10 protein-coding genes are annotated in these 13865 nt (G+C 70.7%); 6 read left to right on the top strand and 4 right to left on the bottom strand.

Annotated features, from left to right (window positions below):
• Window positions 1-386 precede the first annotated feature (386 nt).
• From QSK31_RS42945 to QSK31_RS42935, 3 genes are all read right to left on the bottom strand, one after another.
• A complete protein-coding gene (locus tag QSK31_RS42945) occupies window positions 387-767 on the bottom strand; it encodes a DUF1304 domain-containing protein (RefSeq protein ID WP_285690738.1) in 381 nt (126 codons plus the stop codon).
• Between the two features lie 144 nt (window positions 768-911).
• Window positions 912-2027, bottom strand: a complete 1116-nt coding sequence (locus QSK31_RS42940; RefSeq protein ID WP_285690737.1) for a mannose-1-phosphate guanylyltransferase — start codon at window positions 2025-2027, stop codon at window positions 912-914.
• 25 nt (window positions 2028-2052) lie between these two features.
• Window positions 2053-3207 carry a glycosyltransferase family 4 protein gene (locus QSK31_RS42935; RefSeq protein WP_285690736.1) on the bottom strand — a complete coding sequence of 385 codons (1155 nt, stop codon included), beginning with the start codon at window positions 3205-3207 and terminating at the stop codon, window positions 2053-2055.
• Between the two features lie 170 nt (window positions 3208-3377).
• On the opposite strand from QSK31_RS42935, the gene QSK31_RS42930 reads away from it, so the two are divergent.
• Entirely contained in the window at window positions 3378-4106 is a 729-nt protein-coding gene (locus tag QSK31_RS42930) for a TIGR03089 family protein (protein WP_285690735.1), read from the top strand.
• Here QSK31_RS42930 and QSK31_RS42925 read toward each other — a convergent pair.
• Complete coding sequence (locus tag QSK31_RS42925) at window positions 4089-6005, bottom strand: acetoacetate--CoA ligase (protein ID WP_285690733.1); 1917 nt, start codon at window positions 6003-6005, stop codon at window positions 4089-4091. The genes QSK31_RS42930 and QSK31_RS42925 overlap by 18 nt on opposite strands.
• A 66-nt stretch (window positions 6006-6071) precedes the next feature.
• Here QSK31_RS42925 and QSK31_RS42920 point away from each other — a divergent pair, with 66 nt between their 5' ends.
• The 5 genes from QSK31_RS42920 (at window position 6072) to QSK31_RS42900 (ending at window position 13571) form a co-directional block, all read left to right on the top strand.
• Complete coding sequence (locus QSK31_RS42920; protein ID WP_285690732.1) at window positions 6072-7811, top strand: hypothetical protein; 1740 nt, start codon at window positions 6072-6074, stop codon at window positions 7809-7811.
• A gap of 358 nt (window positions 7812-8169) precedes the next feature.
• On the top strand, window positions 8170-10833 hold the full coding sequence (locus QSK31_RS42915; RefSeq protein ID WP_285690731.1) for an AfsR/SARP family transcriptional regulator: 2664 nt from the start codon (window positions 8170-8172) through the stop codon (window positions 10831-10833).
• Window positions 10834-10885: 52 nt separating this feature from the next.
• Window positions 10886-12466: a DUF6345 domain-containing protein gene (locus QSK31_RS42910; protein WP_285690730.1), complete on the top strand. Its 1581-nt coding sequence runs from the start codon at window positions 10886-10888 to the stop codon at window positions 12464-12466.
• A 119-nt stretch (window positions 12467-12585) separates the two neighbouring features.
• Window positions 12586-13119, top strand: coding sequence for a VanZ family protein (locus QSK31_RS42905; protein WP_285690729.1), 534 nt, complete (start codon window positions 12586-12588; stop codon window positions 13117-13119).
• Complete coding sequence (locus QSK31_RS42900; protein ID WP_285690728.1) at window positions 13116-13571, top strand: hypothetical protein; 456 nt, start codon at window positions 13116-13118, stop codon at window positions 13569-13571. Before QSK31_RS42905 ends, QSK31_RS42900 begins: the two co-directional genes overlap by 4 nt.
• Window positions 13572-13865: the final 294 nt, after the last annotated feature.

Raw genomic sequence — 13865 nt, 5'->3', positions numbered from 1 at the left:
CACCATCCGCCGCCACTCCCACCTCGGACAGCAATCCCCGATCAACTACGAAAACAACATTCAAACCACGCCAGCTACGCTGGCGACAGCCGCATAAACCCGTGTCCAAGAACAGGGGTCAAGGCCCCGCCGCCTGGCAACCCGGCCCGACCCCACGCTCGCCGTGAGCCGCGGCAACGACGGCGAGCAGGCACCCCGCCGCCTGGCAACCCGGCCCGACCCCACGCTCGCCGTGAGCCGCGGCAACGACGGCGAGTACGCACCCTGCCGCTTGGCAACCCGGTGAGACCGCCCGGCGAAAGGGCCGACAGCAAGGGCACCACCAGCCGTGGTCGGCGATGCGGGCCCCACCACACCATCACCGCGAACGGTTTCCGGACCGCCGGCTAAACCGCCGTCAGCAGCAGCACGACCAGGGGCGCAAGGCCCTGGAGGGCCACGCTGCGCAGGCGCGCGACGCGAGGGTCCGAGGCGAAGAGCACGATCGACGCCAGGAACATGGCGGCGCAGCCGAAGAGGGTGAGGGTGCGGCCCACCGTCTCGTCGCCGGTGTGCAGCAGGATCACGCCGGCGATGACGCCCGCGGCCAGGAAGAGGTTGTAGAAGCCCATGTTGAAGGCCCACGTCCGGACGGCGTCGGCGTTCTCGGGGCGCACCAGGAAGGCGCGCTGCACGAACGGGCGGCGGAACAGCACGCTCTCCAGCATGAAGAAGACGACGTGCAGCACGCCGGCGATGAGGGCGAAGACCTGTGCGACCGCGTTCACGCGGGACATCAGATCACACCCGACCGGACCGTGGAGCCGCCGGCGGCTGGTCACACCGAACTCGGCCGGGTGGACCGGAGTGGCAGCCGGGCCTGGTGACGACCGGCTAGGCGGGCCGTGACCAGGCTGAGCAGCCGGTGTGGATCAGATGTAGCCGAGCTCGCCCAGCTCCTTGAGCTCGTCGACGAGGTGCTTGACCTCCTGGGCGCGGTCGCGCGGGCAGATCAGCACGGCGTCGGGAGTGTCCACGATGATCAGGTTGGAGACGCCCAGGGCGGCGACCAGGCGGCCGGAGTTGGGCACCACGACCAGGCCCTCGGTCTCGCGCAGCAGGACGCCGGGCTTGGCCAGCGTGTCCTTGCCGACGATCACGTTGCCGCTGGTGTCGGCGGCCAGCACCTCGCCGAGGGTGTGGAAGTCGCCGACGTCGTTCCAGCCGAAGTCGCCGGGGACGGTGCCGACCCGGCCGACGGCCGCCGCGCCCTCCATCACCGCGTAGTCCACCGAGATGCGGGGCAGCGTCGGCCAGACCTCGCCGAGCACCTCCTCGCGGCGCGGCGTGTCCCAGTCCAGGGCGATGCGGCTGATGCCGGAGTGCAGTTGCGGCTGCTGGCGGGCGAGCTCGTTGAGGAACACGTCGACCCGCCAGACGAACATGCCGGCGTTCCAGAGATAGTTGCCCTGCTTGAGGTAACCCTCGGCCACCTCGTACGTCGGTTTCTCCTTGAACTCCTCGACCTTGAGCACCGGGCCGCCGCCGACCGGGCCGCCGCACTGCACGTAGCCGTAGCCGGTCTCGGGCCGGGTCGGCGTGATGCCCAGCGTCATCAGCAGGCCCTGCCGGGCGCCAGCCATCGCCTGCCGGACCACCTCGACGAACGCGGGATTGTCGGCGACCAGGTGGTCGGAGGCGAACGAAGCCATGATCGCCTCGGGTTCGCGGCGGGCGATGATCGCCGCGGCCAGCGCGATCGCGGCGCACGAGTCGCGCGGGGACGGCTCGACCAGGATGTTCTGCTCGGGGAGCGTGGTCAGCTGCCGGGACACCGCCGCGGCGTGGGACACCCCGGTGACCACGAAGATGTCCCTCGGCTCGGACAGCGGGGTGATCCGGTCGGCGGTGGCCTGCAGCAGTGACGCCTCGGTGCCGGTCAGCGGGTGCAGGAACTTGGGGTGACCGGCGCGCGACAGAGGCCACAGCCGGGTGCCACTGCCACCGGCCAGGATCACGGCGTAGAGGCCGCCGAGTTCGTCAGTCATGCGCACCGATAGTAACGACGGTTGGTCATGACTGAGTGGCCGACACCCGGGTCCACGTGTTGACGTGGACCTCGGCACTGGAGGCCCATGTGAACTCCTTCGCTCGGTCGAATCCGGCCTTGGCCAGGCTGGATCGGCGGGACTCGTCCTGGAGGAGGTCGGCCAGGTCGGCGGCGATCCGGTCGGGGTCCTCCGTGGTGTACGCGACGGCGTCGCCGCCCACCTCGGGCAGGGACAGCCGCGGCGTCGTGAGCACGGGGGTGGCGCACGCCATCGCCTCGAGGATGGGCAGGCCGAAACCCTCGCCGAAGGACGGGTAGCAGGCCACCAGGGCGCCGCCGAGGAAGCCGGGCAGGTCCGCGTACCGCAGGTAGCCGGGTCGCAGCAGCCGCAGGTGCGGGGGAACCTCGGCGACGGCGCGGTCGATGTCGTCGTCGTGGCCCTGCCCGCCGGCGAGCACGAGGGCGGGCGGGTGCGGCCAGTCGGCCACCGCGCGCGCCCAGCCGCGGATCAGGTTGGGCACGTTCTTGCGGGGTTCCTTGGCGCCGAGGAACGCGACGTACCCGCTGTCGCTGAGGCCGAGCCGGGCACGGACCCGCGCCTTCTCCTCCTCGGTCGGCGCGTGGAACGCGGTCGGGTCGACCCCGTGGTAGGCCACGTCGATCTTGGTGGGGTCGGCGTCGAGCAGCCGGATGAGCTCGTCGCGGGTCGCCTTGCTGGGCACGATCACCCGGGCGGCGCGGCGCAGCGAGGTCTTGATGGCGCTGCGGAAGAAGGTGCGCTTGGTGTTCTCGTAGTGCTCGGGCTCGGTGAAGAACGTCGCGTCGTGGACGGTGACGGTGACCGGGCAGCCGGCGCGCAGCGGGCAGGTGTAGAACGGCGAGTGCAGCACCTTGGCGCCGACCTGCTGGGCGAGCAGCGGCAGACCGGTCTGCTCCCAGGCGAGCCGGGCGGGCCGGTGCGCGACGGCGGAGGGGCCGGCGATCACCTCGGCTCCGGAGAGCATCCGGCTGTAACGCTCCGCATCCGTCCGTTGGGCGACGACTACCAGGTCGACCCGTTCCGGACCGAGTGCCCCGAGCGCGCCGAGCAGTCCGTCGACGTATCTGCCGACACCTCCCCGGTCGGCGGGGACGCTCGTGGCGTCGACGAGCACTCGTGGGGGGCGACCGGCGGTCACGAGGCAACTCCCAAATTTGTCGGCCAAATCACTCGCAAGAGTACGCCCGAAATGCATCACCGCGATGACGGCGACACCGCGTCGGTGCAACGGTATGACCGATCGACCGGTGGTATCAATCCGGCGTTGGTGTGCAAACACGCAGAGTGACGCCACTACTGTCGTGGGCGATGACCGAGACGATCCTGGCGGCGTTCACGGACGCCGTCCGCCGCGATGCCACCGCCCCGCTGATCACCTACTACGACGACCACTCCGGCGAGCGGGTCGAACTCTCCGGCGCGACCCTGGACAACTGGGTGTCGAAGACCGCGAATCTGCTGGTCGACGGCGTCGGCCTGGGTTCCGGCGACACGGTGGCCGTGATGCTGCCGGCGCACTGGCAGGGCGCGGCGATCATCCTGGGCGCGTTCGCGGCCGGTCTGGCCGTCGACCTGGGGCCCGAACCGCAGCCGGTCGAGGCCGTCTTCACGTCCGCGGAGATCGCCGAGCGGGCCGGCCAATGGCCAACGTCGGAACGGTACGTCACTGGACTGCTACCGTTCGCGCTCGGTTTACACACCCCGCCGCCGGGTTTTGTCGACTTTCCGACTGAGGTGCGGACGTACGGCGACCACTTCCGCCCGATCCAGCCGGTCCTGCCGAACGACTACGCGTTGGCCGGCCCGTTCGAGCTGAGCCACGGCGACCTCCTGGCGGAGGCGCAGGCCCGTGCCGCGGAGCTGGGGATCACGACCGGCGCCCGGGTCCTGATCGACGCGCTCACCCACCCCGACCCGATGGACTGGCTCTTCGCCCCGCTGGCGGCCGCCGCCACGATCGTCCTCTGCGCCAACCTCGACCCGGTCGGCGTGGACCACCGGATGGCCACCGAGAAGTGTTCACTCCTGCTGGCGTGACCTGGCAAAGTCTTCGAATTCGAGCAGCGATGCGGGGTTGACCAGAGCGCCGGCGGCAGCGGCCGACGACGCCGGTGTCCCGGTCAGGATCCGCTTGACCGGGACCTCCAGCTTCTTGGCCGACAGGGTGCGTGGCACCGCGCGTACCTGATGAATCTCGTCCGGGACGTGCCTTGGTGACAGCGCGGCACGCAGCTCTCGCCGGATCAGGCCGCGCAGCTCGTCGTCCAGCTCGAGACCGTCGGCGAGCACCACGAACAGCAGCAGCTCGTCGCCGCGCTCGTCCAGGTGCACCACCACCGAGTCGGCGATCGCGTCGATGTTCTCCACCACCGAGTAGAACTCGGCCGTGCCCAGCCGCACCCCGCCACGGTTCAGCGTCGCGTCCGACCGGCCGGTGATCACGCAACTGCCGTCCTCACCGATGGTGATCCAGTCGCCGTGCCGCCAGACGCCCGGGAAGACGTCGAAGTAGGCCTCCCGGTAGCGGCTGCCGTCGGTGTCGCCCCAGAAGCCGACCGGCATGCTCGGCATCGGCGCGGTGATCACCAGCTCGCCCAGCTCACCGATCACCGGTTTGCCCGTCGGGTCGTACGCCTCGACCTTGGATCCGAGCGCGCGGCACGAGATCACGCCGGCCACCACGGGCAGCAGCGGCACCCCGCCGACGAAGCCGGTGCACACGTCGGTGCCGCCGGACAGCGACTGCAGCTGCAGACCCTTGCCGACGTGCTCGTACACCCAGTCGAAGCCTTCGGGCGGCAGCGGCGCCCCGGTCGAGCCGACGGCCCTGATCTTCGACGCCGGCACCTCGACGCCGGCCTTGCGGCAGGCCATCAGGAAGGGCGCCGACGTGCCGAAATAGGTGACGTCCGGCAGTTCCCACAGCGCACTCAGGGACGGGTAGCCCGGGTTGCCGTCGAACATCACGATGGCCGCGCCCACCGCCGGGGCGCTGACCAGGAAGTTCCACATCATCCAGCCGGTCGTGGTGAACCAGAGGAAGCGGTCGCCCGGTCCGAGGTCGTGGTGCAGGGCCAGCATCTTCAGGTGTTCCAGCAGGATGCCGCCGTGGCCGTGGACGATCGGCTTGGGCAGCCCGGTGGTGCCGGAGCTGTAGAGCACGTACAGCGGGTGATCGAACGGCACCGGCTCGAAGGCCATCGGCTCGTCGCCGGCCAATGAACCGAAGTCGCCGCCGCCGTGGAGATAACCGATCGTGACGACATGCTCGACGGACGGGAGCGCCGCGCGGATCTCGGACACCTCCGATCGCCGGTCGACGTCCTTGTCGCCGTACCGATAGCCGTCCACCGCGACCAGCACCTTCGGCTCGATCTGCCGCCAGCGGTCGGTGACGCTGCGAGGCCCGAACTCCGGCGCGCACGACGAGAAGATCGCCCCGAGGCTCGCCGCCGCCAGGAACACCACGTAGGTCTCGGGGACGTTCGGGGCATAAGCCGCGACCCGGTCACCCTTGCCCACGCCGAGACCCTTCAGCCCGGCTCGGACTCGCCGGACCTCCTCGCGCAGCTGTCCGGCGGTCAGGGTGGTCCGGCTCCGGGTCTGCGAGTACGCGAGAACGACCGGATCATCGTCTGCCAGCCCCGGCATCCGCAGCACGTGCTCGGCGTAGTTCAGCGTCGCGCCCGGAAACCACGTCGCGCCCGGCATGGCCTGATCGGGCAGGGTATCGGTGGGCTCGTCGTACGAAATGATCTCGAAGTAGTCCCAGAGCGACCCCCAGAACGCGGGCAGATCGTCCACCGACCACGCATAGACGTCGTGATAGTCCGAAAAGTTCAGCCCCCGCGTCTCCCGCAGCCATCTGAGGTAATGCCCGATGCGGGACGTTTCGAGCACGTCTGCCGGAGGACTCCACAACACCGAACCCGTCATGACCTCACCTTATTGGCAGATCAGCCGGTTCCAGGCAGCCGTTTTGGCCAGGTAGCGTCCCGAGTCGTGCGTCACCTGCGGTCGATCCTCTACGCCCTCGTCCTCGCCCCCGTCGTGTGGGTGCTGTGCGGGGTCGGTCTGACGCGCGAGACGACCGGGTGGGCACTGGCGCCGCTGCTGCTGGGCGGTGCCGCGTACGCGATCCTGCTCTTCGCCCCGATCTCCCCCGCCGGGCCGGCGCTGAGCGGCCTGGTCCTGCTCGGCGCGGGGGGCTGGGCGCTGGTCGCGCCCGATTCCTACGGATCGGTCTGGCCGGCCGGGGGGCTCGATCTTTCCCGGCCCGGGTACGCCCTGGCGGCGATTCTCGCGCTGCCGTTGGTGAGTACGGCGCTGAGCGCCCGCCGCTGGGCCGGCTACGAACCACCACAAATACCCATCATCGGTACGATCGGCCGGGCCCGTGGCAGGGCCGCGGCGCCGGGCACCCCGCTGGCCTCGGCGCCGACGGCGGCGTTCCGGCCCGAGGTCGACGATGACGGCGACGAGCCGACCACGATCTTCCCGGCGCAGCGGACGGCCTTCTCCGAGCAGCCCACCGAGCCTTTTACCGAGCCTTTCACCGAGCCGGTCCGCACCGCTGACGAGCCCGTCACCCAGGCCCAGCCCACCGAGCCGATCACCGACTCCACCGAACCGGTCACCGAACCGGTCACCGAGGCCCGGCCCACTGAGCCGATCGCCGCGGACGACGAGCCCACCACCACGGTTGTCGACACCGGCGAGCCGACGCGGATCTTCGTCACCCACCCCGACGGCGTCGCCGAGGCACTCTCCCCGGAGGAGATCACCGCCTCCCACCAGGTCACCGAACCGATCGCCGAGCCCGAGGCCGGAGAGCCGACGGTCGCCGAAGAGGAGCGGACGGTGGCGACGGCCACCGACGAGGACGGCGAGAAGACGCAGGTCATCCGGCTTCCGAGAGGTCGGGAGGCCGGCACCGGGCCGACTCGGGACGTAGGCGCCGGACCGACCCGGGACTTCCGCGGCGGAGGCAAGACCTACCTGGACGGCCCCGGCGAGCAGACCCAGGTGATCTACCTGCTGGAACCCACCAACGCCGAGCACGCCGCGCAGCAGGCCGCCAAGGCCCGCGCCGCCGAACAGGAGGCCCGCGACCTGACCGCGCAGGAGAAGGCACGGCAGGCGTTCAAGGACCGGGCCGCGCTGGAACGGGCGCGGCAGGCCTTCGACGAGCGGGCGGCCGCCGAGGCACGCAGCGTCGGCGAGAAGACCAGGATCATCAAGCTGCCGGTCCGCGACGAGAAGCCCCCGGCCGAGGACAGGACCACCCGGCTCCCGGTCACGGAGGACAGGACCACCAGGCTCCCGGTAGCCGAGGACAAGACCACCCGGTTGCCGGTCGCCGAGGAGGAGAAGACCACGCTCCTGGTCACTCCCCCGGATGACGGCGAGAAGACCACGGCGCTGCACATGCCAGACGGTAACGGTGATGACACCACGCTGTTACGGCATGCGACGGTCATGGCCGAGCCGGTCGAGGGCATGGCGGGCGAGTCGAAGTCGCGGTCCATCGTGGATCAGGAGCGCCCGGACCCGGCCGCCGATCCGACGACCCGGCTGATCCCGCCGCAGCGCGAGCCCGAGGACACGCAACGCGAGCCCGAGGACACGCAGCGCCAACCCGAGGAGACTCGACGCCAGCCCGGGGAGACGCAGCGCCGGCCCGAGGAGACGCAGCGCCCGCGCAGCCTGATGGATCTGGAACGTCCCGCCGACGAGAGTTAGCGCCAGACGGAGGGGCCACGGATGGAACGCACGATCGGACCACCCCAGACGAGGCCCCATCGCACCACCAGGACACCCCAGGACCAGCGGGAATCCGCAGCGCCACCGCCCCAAAGCGGTTGCACAATCATCACCCCTCGAACCAGCAGGACCGGCAGCCGGTTCCGCGACCGCTTTCGCCCGATAGCGATCGCGGAACCGGCTGGTCTATGGCCGGGACGTCCGCACGACGCCGGGCCGGTGGTCCGCCAACCACCGGCCTTACCCGAACCGTGGAGGTCGGGTGTCGGCCTGTTCAGGGTGTTCGTACGACCTTGTCGTTTTCTTGACGTCGAGTGTTCTCAGTAGACTGGCGTCGATGCCTGAGGTTCGGTTGCTCGGTCCGGTCGAGATCGTCACGTCCGGCGAGCCCGTGGAGTTACGGCGCCCGCAATCACGCGCGGTGCTGGCGGCGCTTGCCGTCGACGTGGGCCGCCCCGTGTCCGCCGCCACCCTGGTCGACCGGGTGTGGGACGACGAGCCGCCGAAGGGCGCGCAGAGCGTCCTCTACTCCCACATCACCCGTCTGCGCGCCGCGCTCGGCACCGAGAACGCGCTGGTCCGCCGTCCCGCCGGCTATGTACTGGACCTGGACCCGGACGCGGTCGACCTGCACCGCTTCCGCCGGTTGACCATGCCGCCGACCGGTCCGGCCGAACTGCGGGAGGCGCTGGACCTGTGGCGCGGCGAGCCGCTGGCGGGCATCCGGTCGCGCTGGGCGGACAACGTTCGCGTGTCGTGGCGTCAGCAGCGCCAGGACGCCGCGGTGGCCTGGGCCCAGACGGCGGGTCACGACGCCGCGGTGATTCCCGAGATCCGTACGCTGCTGGACGAGTTCCCGCTGGCCGAGCCGCTGGCGGCGGCCCTGGTGAAGGCGCTGTCGGCGACCGGGCGCACGGCGGAGGCTCTGACCGCGTACGCCGAGATCCAGGCCCGGCTGCGCGACGAGCTCGGCGCCGACCCGAGCGCCGAGCTGCAGACGATCCACCTGGCGACCTTGCAGAAGGGCCCGCTGGCAGGCTCTGCGGCGGCGGACCCGGCGCCGATCCGTCAGCTGCCCACGCCGGTCGCGGGTTTCACCGGCCGTGAGGACGCCATGGCCGCGCTCGACACGCTGATCGACGGCGCATCCTCCACTGTGGTCATCTCGGCGATCTCCGGCACCGCCGGCATCGGGAAGACCGCGCTGGCCGTGCACTGGGCGCACCGGGTGGCGCAGCGCTTCCCGGACGGCCAGCTCTACGTGAACCTGAACGGCTTCGACCCCGCCGGCCCGCTGGACCCGTCCGTGGCGCTGCGGCAGTTCCTCGGCGCGCTGGGCGCCAAGGCGGACGAGATCCCCGACGACCGCGCCGCGATGGCCGCCCTCTACCGCAGCCGCCTGGCCGGCCGGCGCATGCTGGTGCTGCTGGACAACGCCCGCGACCCTGAGCAGGTGCGCCCGCTGCTGCCCGGCGCCCCCTCGACGTTCACGGTGGTGACCTCCCGCAACTGGCTGACTTCCCTGGTGGCCGCCGAGGGCGCGAGCCCGGTGACACTCGATCTGATGACCACCGACGAGGCGCGGGCCCTGCTGGAGCGGCGGCTCGGCAAGGAGCGTGTCGCCGCCGAGCCGGAGGCCGTCGACGAGATCATCGATCGCTGCGCCCGGCTGCCTCTGGCGTTGAGCATCGCCGCCGCCCGCGCCCTGCAGTCCGGCGCGCCGCTGCACACCCTGGTCGACGAGCTCGCCAGTCAGCCGTGGGACACGCTGGACGCGGGCGACCCGCTGACCCAGGTCCGGGTGGTGTTCTCCTGGTCGTACCGGATGTTGAGCTCCGAGGCCGCGCGCCTCTTCCGCCTGCTCGGCCTGCACCCGGGCCCGGACATCTCGGTCGCCGCCGCGGGCGCGCTGATCGGCGGCGACGCGCGGCCGCTGCTCGACGAGCTGACGGCGGCCAGCCTGACCACGGAACACCTCCCCCACCGGTACGTGCTGCACGACCTGCTCGCCGCGTACGCGTCCGAACTGGCCGACGAACCGGACGCCCTGACCCGCCTGCTGGACTACTACATCCGCACCGCCCACGCCGCCGACCGCCTGCTCGAGCCGGTCCGCGACCCGATTCCGTTCCCGATCGGCCCGTCCCCGTCCGGCGCCGATCTCGCGCCGCCGGCGAAGGACTGGTTCGAGCGGGAACACCGCGTCCTGCTGACCTTGCAGGCGCACGCCGCGGAGACGGGTCACCGGCGCGAGGCGTGGCAGATCGCCTGGTGCCTGGACAACTTCCTGCACTTCAACGGCCTGTGGCACGACCGCCTGCAGGCGTGGCGGGTGGCCGTCGACCACGCTGAGGACAGCAGCGCGGCCGCTCACGCGTACCTCCATCTGGGTCGTGTGGACAACCGCCTGAAGCGGCAGGCGGACGCCGAGGCCCACCTGGGCCGGGCCCTCGCTCTTTTCACCGAGCGCGGTGACAAGGTCGGCCAGGCGCACACCCACCGTGGCCTGGGCTGGTCGCGGGAGGCGCGGGGCGAGCTGCGGGAGGCGCTGGAGCACGACCGGTTGGCGCTGGGCCTGTTCGAGGAGGCCGGCAACCGGCAGGGTGAGGCGGACTCACTGAACGCGGTCGGCTGGGACCACAGCATGCTGGGCGATCACGAGGCGGCGCTGGAGGTGTGCGGCCGCGCGCTGGAGCTGCACCGCACGATCGGCGACCGCTGGGGCGAGGCCTCGACGCTGGACAGTCTCGGCTTCGCGAACCACAATCTGGGCCGCTTCGACGAGGCCGTCGACCGGTACGAGCAGACCCTGGCCGTGGTTCGTGACCTGGGCGATCGCTATTTCGAGGCGGACACGCTCACCCGCATGGGCGAGACACACCGCGCCGCCGGCGAGTTCGCCCGCGCCCGGCAGACCTGGCTGCGCGCACTGGACATTCTGGTCGAACTGAACCACGCCGAGGCCGACGACGTGCGGACCAAACTGAACGATCTCCCCTAACTTTTGCTGCGGCGCTGAAATGCGCATTCAGCAAAATTCAGGAGAAATCTTCATGGGTAAACGCCATGTCTTGATCGGGGTCGCGGTGCTCGCCGCACCGCTGGCCGTCATCGCTCCCCCGCCGGTTTCGGCCGCCGCCCGGTCGCTTCCGGTGTTCACGGTCCGGTCCGCCGGGCTGAGCCAGGCGCAGGCCGCGGCGCTGGGCCGCGCGTTCGGGCTGCGGAACGTCGACCGCAGCGCGGACGGCGCCGTCCGCTTCATGTCCACGAGCGGCTTCCTGGCCGTGCCGACGAAGGCCGGCCCGCGCGGCGTCGACGAGGACGGCAACGCGACCACCGCCGCACTGCTCGACCTGGCCGCGCTCAAGCGCGTCCGCACTCTCAACTCTCAGGTCGCCCTGGCCCGGACGGCGAAGGCGCTGGCCGGCGCCAAGCTGGTTCCCGCGGGCGGGCGCGCCAAGGCGAGCAACACGACGGTCCAGACCGTCGACCGCCGCGGCCGCACGACGGCCGACGTCAAGATCGACACCACTGTTTCGTACGCCCGGACGCTGGCCGGCCTGCCCTATGAGGGCCCCGGCGCCAAGGTGCGCGTCGGCTACGACGGCAACGGCGCGGTGACCAGCCTGTTCTACGGCACGCGCGACCTGGCCCAGACCGGCACGGTTCCGGTGCTCGACGCCGCCGGCTCCCTGCAGCGGTGCGCGCGATTCATGGGTACGGGCGTGAAGGTCACCTCCGCGACGCCGTACTACTTCGCCGCTCCCCTGTCGACGAGGCTCACCCGCCTGGAGCCGAGCCTGCGCTGCGCCGGCGTGGACGCCGGCGGCAACGCCACCCAGACGGTCACGCTGCCCGCCACGGTGAACGCGACCCTGCCCACGGTGCCCGCCGACCCGCAGCCGCCGCGACCCCGGGTCGCGCCGCAGGACCGCGCCTACAAGCGGGTGGACGTGGGCAGTGAGGGCACCGGCGTCTGCTCCGGCCTGCCCAACACCAAGACGAACCTGGCCTCGTTCAACAACGCGTTCACCAGCCGGAACATCCCGGTGGAGTTCAGCTGGAGCGACGCGAACGCCTGGGAGCAGGACTTCAAGGACCCGTCCAAGGGCGGCGACGACAGCAACTACGCCGACCACGTCGACATGGCCTACTGGCAGGGCCACGGTTCACCCACCGGCTTCAGCTTCTCCGGTTGCAGCAGCAACGACGACACCAAGCTGTCCAACACCGACGCCCGCTGGGGCAACGGCGACGTCGAATGGATGAGCCTGTTCACCTGCCTGATCCTGGAGGGCACCTCGGGCGGCAAGGCCTGGTGGCAGCGCTGGGGCCCGGCCTTCGACGGCCTCCACCAGATCAACAGCTTCCACACGGTCTCGAAGCACAGCTCCGACCACGGCGTCCAGTACGCCACCTACCTGCTCCGCAGCAACCCGCTGCCGGTACGCAAGGCCTGGGCGGCGGCCTCGATCGACGACCAGCCGTCCGACGTGGTCTGGGCCAACATGGGCGTGATCGGCGCGAACGGGTCGGTCACCATGAACGACTACTTCTGGAACAGGGGCCCGGTGGGTCCGGACATCCCGGCCTCGGCGGTTACCGGTTACTGGTACCTCCGCGGCATTTCCTGACGCATTGACGGGGGCCGCGTCCTTCCCGGGCGCGGCCCCCGATCTTGACCATCCAGCCGACCCCGGCCAGGTGACGGACGGTCTGCTCTTCCGGCATACGCGCCCATATCGTGCTGGATATGTACTTCGCTCAGGGCCTGTGGACCTTCGTCATGCAGCCCATCCCGCTGCTCGTCCTGGCTGCGACGGCCCTGACCTGCTGGCCCTTGGGCGTCCTGGTGGCCAGGCGGTTTCGCTGCCCCCGGGCGGCGGCCGCGCTCCTCGTCGCCGCGACCGGTGTTGTCGTCGCGCTGACCTTGACGCCCAACCCGCCGGAGCCCGCGTCCTACCCGCACTTCCTGACGCTGTTGCACCATGCGCCGGGTCGGCTGCGGGCCCAGGTTTTCGGGCCCCCCACCGACCTCGAGCAGCTCGCCAACATCGCCCTCTACGTTCCCATCGGCGCGTTCGGCCGGCTGGTCTGGCCGAGCATCTTGCGCGCGACGCTGATCGGGCTGACGCTCACTGCGGGGATCGAGCTCTGCCAGTACGACATCATCGGCCGGGCCGGCTCCCTGACCGACATCCGCAACAACACACTCGGCGCCCTCATCGGCGCGGCCCTCACCGCCGCGGCGATCCGCGCCGGCCGTCCCGAAAGGAGCCGCCGATGACCGTCGACCAGACGCTCTCCCGGATCGGTCAGGGCGTCGACCTGCACCATCGCCAAGGCGAGCGTGAGGCCGCCCGTCTCCTCTTCGCGGAGATCTGGGACGAGATCGGCGGGGAGCAAGGCGATCCGCTGCACGTCTCCGTCCTCGCGCACTCGATGGCCGATGTGCAGGACGACGTCCACCAGGAGCTGGCCTGGGACAGGCGCGCGCTGGCGGCGGCCGACCGGATCACCGACGAACGGATGGCGGAGACGGGGATGACGATGCCGGCGGCCGCCCTGTATCCGTCGTTGCACCTCAACCTGAGTGACTGTTACCGCAAGCTCGGGGACCTCGACTCCGCCAGGGAGCACCTTCGCCTGGCGGAGGCTGGGATCGGTGAGCTGGGCGACGACGAGTACGGGCGACTGATCAGGGACGGACTGACCCGGCTGGCCCAGCAGCTGACCTGACCTCGACGGACGAGCCGCACCCAGGCTCTCACAAACGTCCTCCACCCGATGGTGTCTACGACCCCGGCATCGCAATAACGCATTGATCTCGCAGCCGGCAGCCGGCTCATCCTTGACGTGGTCCGGGATTTGATCGCCTTCATCGAGGTCGTCGACCGCTTAACTGATCGCCGACGGACGGGGGCACCCCGATCGCAGCGTAAGCGCTAGCTGAGTGGGTGTTGCGGAATGTTGCACTTCGCGAACCGAATCGAGAATTGGATCTGTATACCGGTCCCGCAGCAGGCTTTCTAA

Origin of the sequence: Actinoplanes sp. NBRC 103695 (assembly GCF_030269485.1) — a bacterium.
GTDB lineage: Bacteria > Actinomycetota > Actinomycetes > Mycobacteriales > Micromonosporaceae > Actinoplanes.
The sequence above is the reverse complement of the archived record's forward strand: the minus strand, read 5'-3'. Positions and strand labels throughout refer to the sequence as shown.